Consider the following 17,071-nt stretch of genomic DNA (forward strand, 5'->3'; position numbering starts at 1 on the left):
GGACTTGCCATGCGCCTGCGTCATATCGAAATCTTCCAGGCTATCCGCCAGACCGGCTCCGTCAGCGCTGCCGCGCAGTTGTTGCACGTGTCACAACCGGCAGTGACCAAGGTGCTGCAGCACGCCGAGTTGCAGTTGGGTTTCCCGTTGTTTCTGCGGGTGCGCGGCAAGTTGCAGCCCACGCCGGAAGCGCTGGCGCTGGAGCGCGAAGTCGATAAAGTCACCGACAGCCTGCAAGCCGTGCGGCGCCTGGCCAAGAGCTTGCGCCGCGCGCCGGGCCAGAGCGTGCGCATCGGGGCGATCCCGGCGCTGGCCCTGTCGCTGCTGCCGCCGGCAATCCTGGAATGGACCCGCGATTACCCGGACATGGCCTGCGAGCTGTCCAGCGACCACAGCCGTGAGCTGGTGCAGAAACTGCTGATGCGCGAGATTGATCTGGCGCTGACCCTCAACTTCTCCGGGCACCCGGGGTTGACCACCCAAGTGCTGGCCAACGGTGTGCTGGTGGCGTTGGCGTCCAAAGGCTACTGGAGCGAAGCCGAACTGAGCACGCCATTGCCCTTGGCGGACCTGGCGGGTGCGCCGTTGATCGGCCTTTCCAGCGCCGATCCGCTGGCCGCCAAACTCGACAGCTACCTGGAAAACGTCGACCCCGCGCCCCGGGTGACAATCTCGGTGCAAACCTATTCCCTGGCCCGCGCCATGGTCGAATCCGGCGCTGGCCTGACGGTCATCGACCCCTTCACCGCCCTCGGCGCCTCGACCGCCACCACCTGCATCCGCCCGCTCACACCACCGTTGCCGATCACCTTGTACGCCCTGACCCGCGCAGATGAGCCGCCGCCGCATATGTTGGCCAAGTTGTTGGGGATTGTTGGGCAGCGTGCCTGGGAACTGCTGCAACGTCTGTAGGAACACAGAAGATCCAATGTGGGAGGGGCAAGCCCTACTCCATATGTTTATCTCAGTTAAAGCACTTACTTAATGCATGAATTGGAATCTGAGTATCGATTGCAGAAACAGCTCAGAGGACTGTTTTTAAGACCAAGAGATAGGAATCGGATTACATCCGCACGATATAACGGCTTAAAAAGTCTTGAAATTTCGAAAATAGAGCTTTGCTGTAACGAGTCAGCCGTTAATCCATAATTGCAAAAAAATAAACAAGCACACAACAAACGATTCGATTGCCTCCATGACCTCTTCATCCTACATACTCGTAGGAGCCATCCTTCAAAGCGGGACCTTTCTTACAAGCAAACAGTAATCTTAGGAAATTTCTGAAATTTCATTTTTTATTTGACTTAAAGAATCGCTGGGACTTTTATATAAGAGCAGCCACGATTCTTGCTGGCATGCAAGACACTTAATCCGACTGCAAATACGCTGAAAATACGCTGAAATCAAAAACAAAAAGGAGCAATATCATGGCAGACGAAAATGACGATGACTATCTGGATGAACTGGCCTCTGATGTCGAGACCTTAACTCCGGTACCCGATGGAAGTTACGACATGGTTGCTGGAAAAACGGCACCCGAATTCTAATGAAGTACTACTAGCTACTAATTGGACACTGTAAAGCGGTGTCCAATTACTGAGAGCGGATGGATCAACACCGCATGAGAATAAAAACGAAGATCGGAGTAGTCTGCCTAACAGAACTAGGATATTGCTTCTTCCATAACGGGACGCACCTTCTAAAAATATCGAAAAAGAAATTTATTGATGCACTAGATTCTGACGAGAAATCTGCGCTCATAGCGGAGCGCTATCCAGATTTTTTTTGCCTGGCTAAAGCCAGTGAAGCGAGGAGTTCTTATGAAAAAAGCTCCCAACTTTTCCGCGCCTTGCACGAGTGAGCCTGTCGAACTCTGTCGACTCGCATTAGTCGCTCTACCCTACGGCGAAGGCCCACAAAAAGTGATGCCGCTTGGCCTACAGAACATTTCAGCTTATGTAAGAAAAAATTCCGAGCATACAACGTGTAAAATCTTTGACTATTCCGACCTATACACATCAGATATTGACGAGCTAGCTGATTTAATCAACTGGGCACCACACTTTATAGGGATCTCAATATATAGCAGTCATGTGCAGGCAGCGATAACATGGGGGAAAACAATAAAAAATGCCTTGCCCGGAACATTCATTTTCTGTGGCGGCCCACATATAAGCCTAGCAGCGGAAGATTTTCTGCGTGCGAGTAACAGGACCTTTGAGTTAGCGATACGTGGCGAGGGCGAGCATTCAACTGCTAAACTCATAGACGTATTTAATAATACTCACACTCAGTTCCCACGCAAAACAAAATCAAAAAAACACATTTATAAAAATCACTTCAATAGAATACCAAACGCAGTGTGGCTTACGACATCTGGAAAGCTGAAAGAGTCCTATATAGAAAAGATACAACTCCCCACAGCGGACTGGGAGAACCCGCTCCTTGAATACTCTTCGGAACGCTTACAAAAACTTTATTTCACGGATAGGAAAGACGCTAAACAGAGAAAAGCCATAGCATTGACAAGCAGTCGAGGTTGCCCATTAGCATGCTCTTTTTGCGCTATTGTCGCAGCAGACAAGGAGGGGCCAAAATGGCGCGCCATCGACGCCACGACACTTGTTAGCTGGATAGCGGAAGCCTATACGCACTACTCGTTCGAACACATATACATGATGGATGCGAATTTTTTCGTTCGTAAAGATAGGGTGCTGGAATTTTCAGAGAAACTGTACAACTTATTTAACGGCCGGGTTACATGGAGCAGTTCCTCCACGGTAGGCTACCTTCTAAAGTTACAATCCGAACTACCAAAACTAGTAAGTCAGGGACTAAGGCTTGTCGAGATGGGCATCGAGTCTGGCTCACAGTCGCAACTAGACTACATGAACAAAAGGGTCACCGTGCAAAACAATATTGATGCCGTAAGAGCCCTACAAAACAACAAGATCGATGTCGGACTTGACTTTATAATGTTTTATCACGACCAACAAAAAAGAGAAATCGTTGAAAACTTAGTTTTTTTGGTAAAATCCGGGCTGACAGAACACGAATCCTTAGATCACTATTTCAATATTATGATGTTGTATCCAGGAACCCCCGTAAGAAAAAATCTGGAGAGAAAGACAGGCACAAAGCTTGACCTGACACAGCTACCAAACAGCAGAGCATTTATTGACAATCACGAAGTATATAACATATATACCGCCTATATAGACAACTTTGCAATCCCACTACTAAATCAACTCGAACAAGCAATCGCATCAAACATTGAAAAAATCGGGACACATACGTCGCTTATAGAGACAGCCTACCTCTCCTTGCTGAATATTCACTTAAAGCATATGCCATTCAAAGTTTTATGGTGGCTTTGCCACAACACAGATAAAACAACTGAAATTAACCGCGAGCCATTCTTTACCAACTATGTGGCAACAATCAACAAAGCTATCGCCGATGACAAACCGGTCAACGCGCCCAAACTCAAAATCCTAGAAACACCGACAACTGGTTCAGGAGGTAGGAGAGGTGAACTTATAGTTAGATCCTTATAACCAACATTCAAACGGGTGATTTATGGACAACCGCTCAATTCGCATAGGCATCAGCGGCGACGTAGAGAAACTAAAACAATTCGTTCAGCATCGCACTGACAACAACCATATATATAACCAAACACCGATTCGCCACTTTAGTTTGGGTATACGCCCTTGGGATAAAATAGAAAGCTCATTAACTGATATATGCCTATCCGCAGACTTTACGATGTCCGCACACCCCGTAGACATCAATTTCTCAGGGGTTACTGACTTGGCAGACTTAAAAAACCTGAAGGAGGCGCTAGCCACACTTCCTATAATTTATATCGAGGAAGACATCGGAATTTGGAGGAATGGTAATTTATTTTTGGGCGCTCACCAAACCAATCCGCCTATGAATAAAGAAACATTAAAAACCACTGCTGACAATGCCAGATTCATAAATGACTACTTTGAAATACCTGTAGTCTTGGAAAACCCACCAATCTATAGCGAATTTGGAAACATAGAATTTTGGGAGTTTTACCTAGAACTGTGCAGGCGCTCTGAATGCATGATGGCGTTTGATATTGGGCACTATCTTGGCTACTGTAAAACTAAAGGTCTAGCGTTCGATTTGCCCTGCGCTGCCCACGAAATCTGGAATCTAATTAAGACGCTACACATCTCAGGAGTGAAGTCTTGGCTATGGAATGGCATTCCCGTCTGGCTTGACCAACATTCAGACCACTTCAACAACGAACTAACCGAAACATTTAAAAGCGCGGTAATAAAAAGTCTAAAAACGCACAACATTTTGTTGGAAATGGAGGGAGCATCGCTAGACGTTGAAAACAGCAACATACTTCTCATAAAAAAGGCGTTCATAGAAGCGAATAAAAAATGAAGAAATCCTGCCACATCTCAACAACTATATTTTTCTCAAAAATATATGATTCTAATAACTTGCTATCAACTCCAACATCCTCGGAAGAAAAACACTTCTCGTTTGAAAGCATCAGAAGGTATTTAGACATCTCTAGGCACATCAGTAGAAGATGGCCCTATACGATCAGGTATCTAGAATCAATTCACGGAGAGGAAGTTTTAATCGCCGTATTCGATCGCTTTGATAAAACCTCGAAAATTTACAAAAATTTAAACGCCGCGGCGTGTGAAATTTTTCTACAGAAGATAAAAACTCAATCCCCCCCTATCGATTACGAACTACTGCTTTACGAAGATTTTCGAAATAGGAGAGACACACAATACAAATATGTCTCTACCCCGCCCGCAGGACGTTCTCGCACTTTAGTTCCTTTCGACTTGGACTCCATTTACACGACACTAATGTTTTATGGTAGAGCTCATGCCCCGTCGATCTTTTATAAAAATCTAGTACTTGAACCCGGCAAAACTTTCAGGGTCAGGCTATGAATAGCGCCACCAATATTGTCTCCCGCTCAGACGCACTATATGGTGGCATCGCGATGGGTGTAACGATACTAGAACTGGCGCTGATAGCAACCAACCCTAAGCTTGGGAGTTTTTCCTTAGAGTTCTCGCTCATTACACAGCTGCTAATTTCTCTGGTTATTGAGTTTTACGTTGGGCATTCGTTTGCAAACCGTTTTGGCACGGCATACACAACAATTTACGGTTTCATATTCAAGCTTGCATGCGCTATTTTTTTAACCACCGGATTTTATTTAGCACTACTCGACTACTGGCATATTAGTTGGTGTTTGATACTTATTTCATTCACCTTCGACTCAATAGGCACTGGCTGCCTGCGATCATCTTTCAGGCCGGCCTACAACGACCTCCACCTGCACCTTACTGGACATAGTGCAGATTACGTGGGGGCTTTTAAAAAATACCTGCACATACGCATAGGGACTCCATTAACTTTATTACTGATAGCATCACTCATGATGAGTAGCGGATACTACCTGTACGCCATGCTAGTGACGATGTTGCCAATATTATTGTGCCGAGTCATTCAGACTTACGTCTCCTACCATGATCTCAAGCCAGTCCTTACTAAAAAGAACAGCTCAAAGCACCGAACCCGCCTTTATTATATTCAGCACTTTAAAGTCATCTCTAAATACCCTAGCCAGTTTTTGGGATACGTAGCAGGCAATACTTTTGAGATGTTGATCCTCATGTACGCAATTGGCTTATTATATCGACACAAACCCTCGACAGACATACCTGAAGGTTTATCTTGGCTAGGAAGCTCACTAACAGCCTTTGTAGTTTTTTTGGCGTCTACGGTTCTCGGAGTCGTCGGACTATCCCAGACCACACTGAAAAAATCCGGCTCAACATTTTCATTTTTTTGCTTTTTCATAACCGTTGCCATATCCCTGCCAACGGCCATTGACAACACGAACACTTCATACTTCCTGATTCTTTCCGCCTTCTGTTTTTTTGGGGCTGGGATTGGAATCATAATGACCAGAGTCACATCAAATGAAGTTCTAGATCGTGCATGTAGGCAGGAAATATTCTCTTTCTTTCTAATCACCGAACTCGTAACGACAATTGCGGTTATATTTACAGTTATGGTAAGCAGCCTTTTCTTTTCTCCAGAGAAAATAATGAATGGGCTAAGCTATGGTTTAATAATGCTCATGGGAGCTTACTGCTTTTCTACTACTTACAAACAGCTGAAAGAAAAGTAAATTTTCAATGTAAACCAGCGTCAGCCAACCTATTTGTCACTGGCCCAACTCCATCGGGGTGGGACGGTGCGACAAGCACCCTCCCACTTTTTGATCGAGTCGTCTGTCAGAGTACGTAGCGCATGATCGCCACAAAGTGCAGCAAACTCCCGCCAATCACAAACAAATGCCAGATCCCATGGGAATGCCGCAGGCGGTCCTCCAGGGCAAAGAAGATGATGCCGACGGTGTACAACACCCCGCCCGCCGCCAGCCAGGTAAAACCCGCCGTACCCAGCGCAGCGATCAGCGGCTTGACTGCCACCAGCACGATCCAGCCCATCACCGCATAGATCACGATCGACAAGATCCGCGCTTCGGAACGGGGCTTGATCTCTTGCAGGATGCCGATCACCGCCAACCCCCACACGATGCCGAACAGCGTCCAGCCCCACGGGCCCCTTAACGACACCAGGCAAAACGGCGTGTAGCTGCCGGCGATCAACAGGTAGATCGAAAAGTGATCGACCTTCTGCATGATCTCCTTACGTCGCCCGCGCACGCTGTGGTACACGGTCGACGCGCTGTACAACACCAGCAGCGTGACGCCATAGATCGCCACGCTGACGATCTTCCAGGGGCTGCCATCCAGGCTCGCCACCACCAACATCCACACCGCGCCGGCAAAAGCTGCCACAGCCCCGAGCAAGTGGCTCCAGGCGTTGAATCGTTCACCGTGATACATGCGCCACTGACCTCCGATTCACGTTAGCGATTGAGGGGCTAGGGTCCAGCGTTGTGGGGGAGAGTGCAAGGGGGTTGTGAGCGGCTCACGTCCATTCATGACCTGCGAGCAAGTCATCCGCAAGACTTCACATCGCCGTGGCGCCTTCCATGAGTTGGCCCAGCAGCGCTTCATCTTCGTCCATATAGCCTTCATACTCCGCGAGGTTCCGGCGCTCATGGCACAGCGCCAATAACCGCACCTGAACCTTGCTCGCACCGAGGGTGTGGATCAGACACTGAAAGACCAGATAACGTTTGTCAGAACGATAACCTTGCAGACGCAAGGCCGTCAGGGCGATGGCGTGGGCAGCGTTGTAAGCCAGGTCGAAACGACCGGCAAACGATAGCTGTGGCGTGCCCGCGTCTTTCAAACGGTCCCGGGCCGAGCGCATCAGCCCATCGCACTCCTTGCGGTCCGGCGGTTCAGCTTTCAAGCTGCCACTACGTTGCAGATTCTCCAGGTTTGCCTTGCTGTCCATCCGTGGACTCCAGGGGGTTGCCCCCCATCAGACTGATCTTGTCCTGCTGCACGACCCGCTGCACAAAACTGTTCCCGGCCTTCCATTTGCCGATCCAGTCTTCAGGGGTGTAAAGCGTTGGGTTGATGGTGCGGCCCAGTTGCTCTTCCAGCGGCATGAGTTGCTCCATGACGTCACTGTAGTTGAGGCCTTCACCTATCAGCATCAGATCTATGTCACTGGATGAGTGCGCCTCGCCCTTGGCGATAGAGCCATAGATGAAAGCCCACGTCAGTTGCTCAGTGAACGGCGCCAGTGCAGTGCGCAGTGGCTCGTCCAGACTCAGCGTTTTACGCACGATGGCCAGCAGCTCCGAATAGATCGGGCACTGGGGGTTGGCTTGGTAGTGGGTCTGGTTTCCTTGTCGCGTCATGCTCAGGATGCCCGCCAACTGCAAGCGCTCCAGCTCGCGGGTGAGGCTGCCCTTGCCCACCTGGGCCCACCGTGCGATTTCATTGGTGAAGAAGCTTTGGTCGGGCTTACCGAAAAGCAGCCCCAATACTTTTTGCTGGGTGACGGTGAAAAGTGCAGCGCTAAGCGACAAGGTTTGCATGGCGAGGCCAATCAGTCCCAAAAAGGGAACGATAGGTCCCTTTTTGGGAACGATCAAGTTTTAAGCCCCAGATGAGGGAGCGATCTGTTCAAGAGCTCGATCCACCAACAACTGCCCAAGCTCTGCCATTTGCTGGATCCCGAGCATGATTGCGCGCTGGGAGGTGTCCAGGTCGAAGGCCAGGTTGCAGGTCATGGCGTTGAGGGACGACAGGGTTTCGCTGGCGTTGACCAGCAGCGCTTCGGTGTCTTGGTGAGGGTTGACGGTGAAGAGGTGCCTGGGGGGATTGGGGGTGGGTTTGATCATGATGAAGCTCCTAAACAGTGAGTAAGGAGCGCCACCGTTCGCTTGCACGCGAATGAGGGTGGCGACCGTGCGCAGGTGTGCAAGACCGGGCCTGTTTAGGACACCCAGCAGGTCCGAAGACCTCCTGCGCGCAGCCGCCATAAAGCAGCGAGCACAAAAAACGCCCGTTGGATGGCTGGGCGTTTGTACGCCTAAACAGTTTCGTCGGACTTGCACGTCCGTGTCACCGTTTTTTGCGATGACGGGACGAAGACTAGGCGCGCTGGCTGCACGCGACAAGTTCACGCCTGGCCCAAAATCTTGCAGGAAAAATCCTAGAGCCCTCCTCACACTGACCGCCCTGACAAACTGCAGGGAATGCTCCGACAGGACTTTCAGGTTGTTGCTAGGAATCCGTCTCTCTAGCCTTTTCGGTCCGAATCGTGCCATGGAAATCCATCATGAAACCGACCGATCAAACCGATACGCGGCAATTGCAGAGCGTGATGTACCACATCACAATCGCGCCATGATCGTCAGTTGGAGGCATAAAGGCCTCAAAGACTTTTATCAGACCGGCTCAACCAGCGGCATCAACGCAAATCATGCCAAGCGCTTGCGCCGAGTTCTGTTCATTCTGGACAAAGCCGAGCACCCCGTTGCGCTGAACTTGCCGGGATGGCGCTTCCATCGGTTGAAAGGCGACTTGATCGATTATTGGTCCGTCAGCATTAGTGGTAACTGGCGCATCATTTTTCGGATGTTCGACGACCAAGTCGAACTGGTTGATTATCTTGATTACCACTGAGGAGAGGTATCTATATGGGCATCCACAACCCCCCTCACCCAGGCGAAATCCTGCTTGAAGACGTGATCCCTGCCCTAGGCATCACCATCACCGAAATGGCCCGGCGTCTGGGGTTTGCTCGTGAGACGTTTTCAAGGATTTTGCACGGGCGTGCGCCGGTAAGCCCGGATTTGGCGGTGCGGCTGGAACGGGCAGGCGTGAGCACTGGGCAGCTGTGGCTGTCGATGCAGAGTGCCTATGATTTGTGGCAGGCCGAGCATCGGGAACAGCCGGTGATTGAGCGGTTTGCGCGGATTGAGTAACGGGCACAGCGCTCAAGGCACAGAAGATCCACTGTGGGAGCTGGCTTGCCTGCGATTGCAGTGTGTCAGTCACAGCATCAACATCTGACACACCGCTATCGCAGGCAAGCCAGCTCCCACATTCGATCTTCACAGGGTTTGAAATCAGGCCAATCCGGACGCCACCAACAACGCTTCCAACCCCAGCAAATCCGGCACCTTCGCCAAATGCTCCCCCACCTGCACCGCCGCCAGCTCCCTCGCCACAATAGAGTTCGGCAGGCAGATTCATGCATTGTTTGAGGCTGTTGCTCGGGCAGGTCTGGCCGCAGTTACAACTGCATGTCTATTTTCACCGCTCCCAAACCTTCAAGCGGATAGCTTCGGTACTCGTGGACTTCTCCATGAACAATCAGGTGGATAACTCCGTCCACCCGGTTCACTTGGACGTCAGGCTCTTTGGTTTTCATAAAGGGATGGGCAGAAACCAGCGCTGCCAATATCTCCTGATCACTGCCCAAGTCCTTATGCACATAGTACCTGTAGGAAAAACCCACGGTCGCCCCACCCTGCCCGTCCCGAACCCCATAGATCGACCTACCGTTATCCAACGCATACTTGAACACCACTTGATCCAATTCCGGCGTGCCAGGGCTCATCAACCAGCCAACCCCCAGGTAGCCGAGACACACCACTAGCAGCCCATTGAGCAGGCCCTGTACCAGCCGATTAGTAGCCTTGGGACCTGGCATATTCGATACCCTCCTTGATCCAATACTGATCACTATGGTCATCGCCGTATGGCGCATCGCCCCACCAATCGCCAAATTCCGCTCGGGAGGTGCCAGCTGCCTTTTGCGCGGCGCCTGCGGCCCTTAGCAAGACACCTTCAGGAATGCCCAGCACCGTTCCGGTGACGCCATAGTTGAAGTTGCCGAATGCCTCGTATTCCCGACTTTTCTGTTTGTAATCCCAGGGGCCACGCCCTCGGACCTGTGAGTAAAACCACGAATAGGTAAACGCCGAACCCGGTTTCAGATGCAACCGTCGGTTATTGGCCAAGGCGATATTGTCTTGCAGCGAAACGCCCGGAGGCGTAGGAGGGACAGCCATTTGCGAGTCCTTGCGGATGGGGATGAGTGCTGAAAACTAGCACTCAAAAATCGGCAAAAACTCGGCAAACCAACTTACAGATATTTCAGACAGTGTTTGATAACTGGACCTACACAGAAGACCAAACGTGGGAGGGGCTCAGGCCAAGCCTGATTCCACCAGCAAGGCTTCCAGCCCCAGCAAATCCGGCACCTTCGCCACATGCTCGCCCACCTGCACCGCCGCCAGCTCCAGCGGGCACAGCGGCACGTCCACATAACTCAACTGGCTATCGAGCTTGTACGAGCGCGGAATCCCCTGGATCACCAGCGCAATGAACTTCAACGTCGGCCGCCCACCCAGGGCGTTCAGCACCACGATCCGCGAGCGCTCGGCGGTCACGACCGCTTCGCCGCACGCGGCTTCAAAGCTGATCAGCGGCAGTTGTTGATCACGCCAGGTCACTTGGCGCAGATACCACGGTGGCGCATCGCTGGCCGGTTCGCCGCGCTGGAAGTCGATCAGCTCGGCGATGGCGACGTTGGGTAGCACCAGGTGGCGGTCGGCCAGGGGCAACAACAGGCCGGTGAGTTGGCTGGTGCGGTTGTCAAGCATGGGACTTGCTCCAGTAGGCGATGCTTTCCAGCAGCACCGACTCTTGGTACGGCTTGCCGAGGTAGTCGTTGACGCCAATGGCCATGGCGCGGTCGCGGTGTTTCTGGCCGGTGCGCGAGGTGATCATGATGATCGGCAGGCGCATCAGGCGCGGGTCGTTGCGCACCTGGATCGCCACTTCGAAGCCGTCCATGCGCGGCATTTCGATGTCGAGCAGCATCAGGTCCGGGGTGTGTTCTTCAAGCACGGCGATGGCGTCGATGCCGTCTTTGGCGGTCAGGACGTTCATGCCATTGCGCTCCAGCAGGCGGCTGGTGACTTTGCGTACGGTGACCGAATCGTCCACCACCAGCACCAGCAGCGGGCGCTTTTTCAGCGGGTCGTTGAGGACCAGCGGCGCATCGGCCACCTGGGCCGGCAGCGCCGGTTGACGCGCGCGGATGTGTGCGAGCAAATCGATGATCAGCACCACGCGGCCATCGCCGAGGATGGTCGCCCCGGACACCCCCTGCACCCCGGCAAACTGCGGGCCCAGGCCCTTGACCACAATCTCCCGCGTGCCGGCCATGGCATCCACATGCACCGCCACCCGCCGTTCATTGCATTGCACCAACAGCACCGGCACCGGCTGGTATTGGCCAAGCAGCTTGGGACGGCTGACGGTGTGCAGCAGGTCGCCCAGGTAAAACAGTTCGTAGCGCTGGCCGGCGTATTCATAACGCGGCGGATCTTGCTGATAGTGCCCGGCCAGCTCGTGGGGCAGCACACGCACCAGGCCCTCGATGGTGTTGAGCGGGATCGCGTATTGATCGTCCGCACACTGCACCATCAGCGCCCGGTTGACCGACACGGTAAACGGCAGGCGAATGCGAAAGTGCACACCGACACCCGGCGTCGACTCAATAAACATCGAGCCACCGAGCTGGCGCACTTCTTCATGCACCACGTCCATGCCCACGCCGCGCCCGGAAATCTGGGTGATCTTTTCCGCCGTGGAAAAACCCGGTTGCAGGATGAACTGCAACACGTCGCGGTCGCTGATCTCCTGGTTGGGGTCGAGCAGGCCACGCTTGATCGCCTTGCGCCGCACCGCTTCGAGCGGCACACCGGCGCCGTCGTCGCGCATGTCGAAAACGATGTCACCGCCTTCGTGGGTCAGGTCCAGGGTAATGCGGCCCTTCTCCGGCTTGCCCGCCAGCAGGCGCGCATCACGGGACTCCAGGCCGTGGTCGACGGCGTTGCGCAGCATGTGTTCCAGCGGCGCCGCCATGCGTTCCAGCACGTTGCGATCCATCTCGCCTTCGGCGTTGCCGACGATGAATTCGACGTCCTTGCCCAGCTCGCCCGCCACCTGGCGCACGATGCGCTTGAGCCGCGGCAACATGCGCTCGAACGGCACCATGCGCGTGCGCATCAGGCCTTCTTGCAACTCGGTGTTGATGCGCGCCTGTTGCTGCAACAGGTCGTGGGCATCGCTGTTGCGCCGCTCGAGGGTGTCCTTGAGGTCGAGCAGGTCGGAGGCCGATTCAGACAAGGCGCGGGACAGTTGCTGCAACTGCGAATGGCGGTCCATTTCCAGCGGATCGAACTCTTCATAACCCAGGCGCTCGGCCTCGGCCTGCTGGCGGCTGAGGATACGGCCCTGGGTTTCGGTGTCGAGGCGCCGCAGTTGGTCGCGCATGCGCTCGATGGTGGTTTCCACCTCGCTCAGGGCAATGCGCGCATCGTTGACCTGCTGCTCGATACGCCCACGGAAGATCGAGGTTTCACCGGCCAGGTTGACCAGGTCATCCAGCAAGTCGGCGGAAATCTTCACCATGTCGGCAGCGGGATCAACCACCGTCTCGGCCTTGCCTGCCGGCAACGCCACCGGCAGCACCGGCTCGTTGCTCGGGTGCACCAGGCTTTTGATGCGTTCGATGAGTTTGTCCACCGAGCCCACCGGCAAGCCGTCCGCGACCGCATCGATCATCTGCGCCAAACGGTCGTGACAACCTTGCAGCAGCGCGAACAGTTCCGCCGACGGCGCGAGCAAACCGGCCGACAGGCCTTCGTAAAGAAACTCCAGCTCGTGGGCCAAATCGCCAATCGGGCCGATCTCGACCATGCGCGCGCCGCCCTTGAGGGTATGCAGGTCGCGCAGCAGGGTTTCGACTTCCTGGCGGTTGCCCGGCTCGGCCTGCCAGCGCAGCAAGGCACTGCCGGAACTGTCGAGAATATCGGCGGCTTCTTCGAGGAAAATATCCAGCAGCTCAGGGTCGGCGCCGGGGTTTTCCAGCGCCTGGGGCGCAGCGGGCGGCGGCGCGCTCTGGCGCAAGGCACGCACCTTGGCCACCAGTTCGGCGCTGTCGCTCAGGGGCTGCTGGTGTTGCAGTTCTTCGAGTTGCAAGGCCAGCCGTTCATGGCTGGCCATCAGCACCTGGGCCAACTCGGCGGAGTAACTGTAGCGGCGGTCTACCAAGCCTTCGTAGAGACCTTCCAACTCATGGGCCAGCTCGGCCACCGGGCCGATTTCGGCCATGCGCGCACCGCCCTTGAGGGTGTGCAGGTCACGTTGCAGTGACGACAACGGTGCGCTGCTCTCGGGCTCCAGCAGCCAGCGCTTGAGGGACTGCCCGGCGCTGTCGAGGATGTCCACGGCTTCTTCGAGGAAGATCTCGACGATCTCGTCGTCCACTGCCGTCTCGTGTTCCAGTTTCGCCGTGGCGGCGCCCAGTTCGGCGATGCTCAGCGCGTGGCTGCCGTCGCTCTTGACCAGGCCAGTGGCGGACGGGTCGAGGGCTTCGTCCAGCAGTTCGCGCAGGGCTTGCAGGCGGGTCGGCACCGGGCTGATTTCCTGGCCGGCGGCCAGTTGGTCGAGCATGTTGATCAGCGCGTCATGGGCCAGTTCGGCTTCGTGGAAGAAGCGCTCGCTGACCGCCAGGCTGCTCTCTTCCACGGCGCCGTATAGATCAAGCAGCGCTTCGCAGAGTTCGTCAATGGCGTGCAGGTCGGCGATGTGCGCGCCTTCCCCCAGCGTGGTCAGCTCGTCAAGCAGCGCAGTGAGTTCCTGGCGTTCGCCGGGGTGCTGTTGCCAGCGGCGCAGCAGGGTTTCGGCATCGAGCAGGATGTCCATGCCCTGGGCCAGGAAGTTGGCGATCAATTGTGGGTCGCGCTTGATGCGCAGGCCGGTGTTCGGCGCATCGAGCAGCGCGGCCAACTGATGATCGAGCAGGGCCTGGATGCGCTTGATCAGGTCCGGCGCGCCTTTGATCGGTGCCAGCGGGTCGCGGTCCAGGTGGCGCAAGCCGCGCTGGAACAGGCCCTCGGCTTCCAGCAGCAACTCCACTTCATCCAGGTCCAGCGGCAGGCGATGGGCCTTGTACTCGCGGGTCAGGTGATCCAGCGGGCGCGCCAGTTCGGCGATGGGCAACACGCCGGCCATATAGGCGCTGCCCTTGAGGGTATGCAGGGCGCGTTGCAGTTCATCGCTGACTTGCAGCGGCACATGCTCGGCGGCCTGGTGCAGGAAGTGGTTGAGGCTTTCCAGGTGGCTTTGGACCTCGTTGCGGAAGATCTCCAGCAGCATCGGGTCGTGGGGTTCGGCGGCAGGTGCCGGCGCGCCGCTGGCCAGGGCGTGGGCGCGGGCGGCCAGGGCGTCGACTTCATCGCGTTGGTGCTGGTCGTCAGTGGCGAAGTCGGCGATCAATTCCGGCAGCAGGGCGACGGCGTCGTCCAGCACCTGTTGCACGTCGGGCCCCAGCGCCACGCTGCGTTCCAGCACACGGTTGAGCAGGTTTTCCACGGCCCAGGCCAGCTCCGCCAATACCAGCGCACGCACCATGCGCCCGCTGCCCTTGAGCGTGTGGAAGGCGCGGCGCATTTCGCCCAAAGCCGCCTTGTCGGCGCCGTTGGACAGGTGGCGGTGCAGCACGTCGAGGACTTCATCGGTTTCTTCGAGGAACACTTCGCGCAGTTCATCGTCGATCGGTTCTTCGTCGGCCGGTGGCGGCAGCAGGCTGCCGGGGCGTTGCAGCGCCGGCGGGTTAAGCCGCGACGTGGGGTTGGCCAGGGCATCGAACTGCGATTGGCTCGGCGTGGCGTCCACCGTCAACGCGCCGTCCGGCGCCGCCAGCGCCTGGCGCCAGGGTTTCTCCGCCGGCAGGTAACCCAGCGCCGCCAGGCCCTGGGTGGCAGTTTCCAGGACCCGTTCGCCATCGGCGTCGGGGTCCTGGAGCATGCGTTCGAGGTAATACTCCAGGCTGCTGATCACATCGGCAAAATGCCCCAGTTCGGTTTCGGACGGCGGCACCTCGTTGACCATCAACTGTTCGTCGACGTAATGGGTGCAACCGCGCATCAGGCTCGCCGCCCGTGGCAGCGGGATCATCGCCAGCGCGCCGCGCACCTGGCTGAGCAGTTCCGGCAAAGACTCCAGGCGCTGGCTGTCCCAGTCGGCTTCGACGCAATCGATCACCAGTTCCTTGGCCTGGCGCAGGCACTGGCAGGACTCGCGGATCACCAACTGATGGATCTGGGTCAGGTCGGTGGTGGGCAGGCGGCTGTCTTCGCGGCTTTCCGGCTCGACCGTGCCGACCATTCCCGCCAGCGTGGCTTCGACGTAGAGCAAGGCACCGGCGACGTCCATCAACACGGCGTCGTTGGGTTCGCGCTGGCCCTGGGCCAGGCTCAGCACCACGGCGAGTTGGTCGATGATCACTTTGCGCGGCTGGCCAAAGCCCAGCACTGCCAGGGTATCGGCGATCTGCCGCAGTGGTGCGAGTAGCGCATCGAGGTCGCTGGTGTGCTGGCGGTCGCTGCGCACGAACAGGTCGAGGCGCTCCTTGACCCGCACCAGTTCTTCGCACAAGGCACCGAGCACCGAGCCCATGGCGTTGCGATCCGGCCCGGCCAGCCGTGCGCGTTCGGCGTCCACCACGGCACTGTCGGGCAAGGCTTCGTCGAGACCGTAACGTTCCTTCAGGCTTTGCATGCGCGGTGTCGGCCGGGTGACCTTGGCCACGTAGAACAGCAGGCTCTTGAGCAGGTCATCCGGCGCCGGCTGGTTGATCCCGCCGATGCCCTGGGCCAACAGGCGCTTGAGTTGCTTGTCACTGGCCTTGAGCAGGCTGCGCAGCGCCGGGCTGTTGGCGATCACGCCGGTGAGCATGCCTTCGACCAGCGCCGAGGTGACTTGCCACAGCGGCAACAACGGCGCGCCCTGGCACAGCGTTTCGAGGCGGGCGAAAACCCGTGCCATGTCTTCCAGGTTGCTGGGCCCATGGTCTTCACGCAGCAGCCCGGCAAGGGCTTGTTGCAGCAGTTGGTGCCACTGGCGCAGTTGTTCCTGCAGGTCGGGTGGCGCACGTTGGGCCAGCACGTCGTCGGGCAGCGGCGCAATCGACAGCAGTTGCGGGCTGAACAGGCTGGTTTCCGACAGCAGGCTTTCACCCCGCGCACTGCGCAGGTCGTTGAGCAACGGCAACACCACCAGCGGCAGGTCGCGGCGGGCGCTGTGCACGCGGTCAAGGTACAGCGGCAGTTGGCCGAGGGCTTGTTGCAGCAGGCGCACGCTTTCGTCGCGCTGGCTGACCTGGCCGGCCTGGAAGGCCAGGGCCAGGTGTTCGATCTCTTCGGCCAGCAGCGCCGCGCCGTAGAACTCGACCATTTGCAGCGCGCCATGCACCTGGTGGATACCGGCCAGGCACTGGTCGATGACGGCGCTGTCGTTGGTTTCGACAAACGCATCCAGCGCCGAACGGGCCTGTTTCAGGGTTTCGGCAATGTCGCCCTTGACCCATTCGAGGGCCACGTAGTCGTGCCGATCAACCATAACTGCTCCGCTTAGAATTCGTGGGTTGCTGGTAGTGCATCGCTCTCCAGACCAGAGGAGATCAACTGTGGGAGCGGGCTTGCTCGCGAATGCGGTGGGTCAGCCGGCATCTGTATTGGCTGACCCACCGC

Annotated in this window: 14 protein-coding genes and 1 pseudogene; 6 read left to right on the plus strand and 9 right to left on the minus strand. The window is 56.0% G+C overall.

The genetic code is table 11. From position 1 onward, the window contains the following. Positions 1–9: 9 nt before the first annotated feature. The 4 genes from IB241_RS20030 to IB241_RS20045 all read left to right on the plus strand — a co-directional run bounded on the left by IB241_RS20030 (position 10) and on the right by IB241_RS20045 (position 6,211). A complete protein-coding gene (locus IB241_RS20030; protein WP_192299941.1) occupies positions 10–912 on the plus strand; it encodes a LysR family transcriptional regulator in 903 nt (300 codons plus the stop codon). 908 nt (positions 913–1,820) lie between these two features. Then, positions 1,821–3,557: a B12-binding domain-containing radical SAM protein gene (locus tag IB241_RS20035; RefSeq protein WP_192299942.1), complete on the plus strand. Its 1,737-nt coding sequence runs from the start codon at positions 1,821–1,823 to the stop codon at positions 3,555–3,557. Positions 3,558–3,579: 22 nt separating this feature from the next. Continuing rightward, complete coding sequence (locus tag IB241_RS20040) at positions 3,580–4,428, plus strand: DUF692 family multinuclear iron-containing protein (RefSeq protein ID WP_192299943.1); 849 nt, start codon at positions 3,580–3,582, stop codon at positions 4,426–4,428. Between the two features lie 526 nt (positions 4,429–4,954). Beyond that, positions 4,955–6,211 carry a hypothetical protein gene (locus IB241_RS20045; protein WP_192299944.1) on the plus strand — a complete coding sequence of 419 codons (1,257 nt, stop codon included), beginning with the start codon at positions 4,955–4,957 and terminating at the stop codon, positions 6,209–6,211. A gap of 106 nt (positions 6,212–6,317) precedes the next feature. On the opposite strand, the gene trhA is transcribed toward IB241_RS20045, so the two are convergent. The 4 genes from trhA to IB241_RS20065 form a co-directional block, all read right to left on the minus strand. Continuing rightward, positions 6,318–6,935 (minus strand): PAQR family membrane homeostasis protein TrhA, encoded by a 618-nt coding sequence (gene trhA / locus IB241_RS20050; RefSeq protein ID WP_192299945.1) that lies wholly within the window; start codon positions 6,933–6,935, stop codon positions 6,318–6,320. Positions 6,936–7,062: 127 nt separating this feature from the next. Further along, positions 7,063–7,455 (minus strand): hypothetical protein, encoded by a 393-nt coding sequence (locus tag IB241_RS20055; RefSeq protein ID WP_192299946.1) that lies wholly within the window; start codon positions 7,453–7,455, stop codon positions 7,063–7,065. Further along, positions 7,418–8,047: a nucleotidyltransferase domain-containing protein gene (locus tag IB241_RS20060; RefSeq protein ID WP_192299958.1), complete on the minus strand. Its 630-nt coding sequence runs from the start codon at positions 8,045–8,047 to the stop codon at positions 7,418–7,420. The genes IB241_RS20055 and IB241_RS20060 overlap by 38 nt, the downstream gene beginning before the upstream one ends. Before the next feature lie 60 nt (positions 8,048–8,107). Further along, on the minus strand, positions 8,108–8,353 hold the full coding sequence (locus IB241_RS20065; protein ID WP_192299947.1) for a DUF6124 family protein: 246 nt from the start codon (positions 8,351–8,353) through the stop codon (positions 8,108–8,110). Positions 8,354–8,861: 508 nt separating this feature from the next. Here IB241_RS20065 and IB241_RS20070 point away from each other — a divergent pair. Together IB241_RS20070 and IB241_RS20075 are read left to right on the plus strand one after the other, a co-directional pair. Then, positions 8,862–9,140, plus strand: coding sequence for a type II toxin-antitoxin system RelE/ParE family toxin (locus IB241_RS20070; protein WP_192299959.1), 279 nt, complete (start codon positions 8,862–8,864; stop codon positions 9,138–9,140). Between the two features lie 14 nt (positions 9,141–9,154). After that, positions 9,155–9,442: a HigA family addiction module antitoxin gene (locus tag IB241_RS20075; protein WP_192299948.1), complete on the plus strand. Its 288-nt coding sequence runs from the start codon at positions 9,155–9,157 to the stop codon at positions 9,440–9,442. Between the two features lie 144 nt (positions 9,443–9,586). On the opposite strand, the pseudogene IB241_RS20080 reads toward IB241_RS20075, so the two are convergent. From IB241_RS20080 to IB241_RS20100, 5 genes and pseudogenes are all read right to left on the minus strand, one after another. Continuing rightward, a pseudogene (locus IB241_RS20080) lies at positions 9,587–9,679 on the minus strand (chemotaxis protein CheW); the annotation flags it as partial. Positions 9,680–9,753: 74 nt separating this feature from the next. Then, entirely contained in the window at positions 9,754–10,173 is a 420-nt protein-coding gene (locus IB241_RS20085; RefSeq protein WP_192299949.1) for a hypothetical protein, read from the minus strand. Then, positions 10,151–10,534, minus strand: a complete 384-nt coding sequence (locus tag IB241_RS20090) for a polymorphic toxin type 44 domain-containing protein (protein WP_192299950.1) — start codon at positions 10,532–10,534, stop codon at positions 10,151–10,153. Before IB241_RS20090 ends, IB241_RS20085 begins: the two co-directional genes overlap by 23 nt. A 138-nt stretch (positions 10,535–10,672) precedes the next feature. Next, on the minus strand, positions 10,673–11,128 hold the full coding sequence (locus IB241_RS20095) for a chemotaxis protein CheW (protein ID WP_192299951.1): 456 nt from the start codon (positions 11,126–11,128) through the stop codon (positions 10,673–10,675). Further along, positions 11,121–16,940 (minus strand): Hpt domain-containing protein, encoded by a 5,820-nt coding sequence (locus tag IB241_RS20100; RefSeq protein WP_192299952.1) that lies wholly within the window; start codon positions 16,938–16,940, stop codon positions 11,121–11,123. The genes IB241_RS20095 and IB241_RS20100 overlap by 8 nt, the downstream gene beginning before the upstream one ends. Between the last annotated feature and the right edge of the window lie 131 nt (positions 16,941–17,071).

This window comes from Pseudomonas sp. PDM05 (assembly GCF_014851685.1).
GTDB lineage: Bacteria > Pseudomonadota > Gammaproteobacteria > Pseudomonadales > Pseudomonadaceae > Aquipseudomonas.

What these genes read in the sequence shown, in the direction of transcription:
- IB241_RS20030 (WP_192299941.1), top strand. Translation starts at nt 10, where the DNA reads ATGCGCCTGCGTCATATCGAAATCTTCCAGGCTATCCGCCAGACCGGC.
- IB241_RS20035 (WP_192299942.1), top strand. Translation starts at nt 1,821, where the DNA reads ATGAAAAAAGCTCCCAACTTTTCCGCGCCTTGCACGAGTGAGCCTGTC.
- IB241_RS20040 (WP_192299943.1), top strand. Translation starts at nt 3,580, where the DNA reads ATGGACAACCGCTCAATTCGCATAGGCATCAGCGGCGACGTAGAGAAA.
- IB241_RS20045 (WP_192299944.1), top strand. Translation starts at nt 4,955, where the DNA reads ATGAATAGCGCCACCAATATTGTCTCCCGCTCAGACGCACTATATGGT.
- trhA (WP_192299945.1), bottom strand. Translation starts at nt 6,935, where the DNA reads ATGTATCACGGTGAACGATTCAACGCCTGGAGCCACTTGCTCGGGGCT.
- IB241_RS20055 (WP_192299946.1), bottom strand. Translation starts at nt 7,455, where the DNA reads ATGGACAGCAAGGCAAACCTGGAGAATCTGCAACGTAGTGGCAGCTTG.
- IB241_RS20060 (WP_192299958.1), bottom strand. Translation starts at nt 8,047, where the DNA reads ATGCAAACCTTGTCGCTTAGCGCTGCACTTTTCACCGTCACCCAGCAA.
- IB241_RS20065 (WP_192299947.1), bottom strand. Translation starts at nt 8,353, where the DNA reads ATGATCAAACCCACCCCCAATCCCCCCAGGCACCTCTTCACCGTCAAC.
- IB241_RS20070 (WP_192299959.1), top strand. Translation starts at nt 8,862, where the DNA reads ATGATCGTCAGTTGGAGGCATAAAGGCCTCAAAGACTTTTATCAGACC.
- IB241_RS20075 (WP_192299948.1), top strand. Translation starts at nt 9,155, where the DNA reads ATGGGCATCCACAACCCCCCTCACCCAGGCGAAATCCTGCTTGAAGAC.
- IB241_RS20085 (WP_192299949.1), bottom strand. Translation starts at nt 10,173, where the DNA reads ATGCCAGGTCCCAAGGCTACTAATCGGCTGGTACAGGGCCTGCTCAAT.
- IB241_RS20090 (WP_192299950.1), bottom strand. Translation starts at nt 10,534, where the DNA reads ATGGCTGTCCCTCCTACGCCTCCGGGCGTTTCGCTGCAAGACAATATC.
- IB241_RS20095 (WP_192299951.1), bottom strand. Translation starts at nt 11,128, where the DNA reads ATGCTTGACAACCGCACCAGCCAACTCACCGGCCTGTTGTTGCCCCTG.
- IB241_RS20100 (WP_192299952.1), bottom strand. Translation starts at nt 16,940, where the DNA reads ATGGTTGATCGGCACGACTACGTGGCCCTCGAATGGGTCAAGGGCGAC.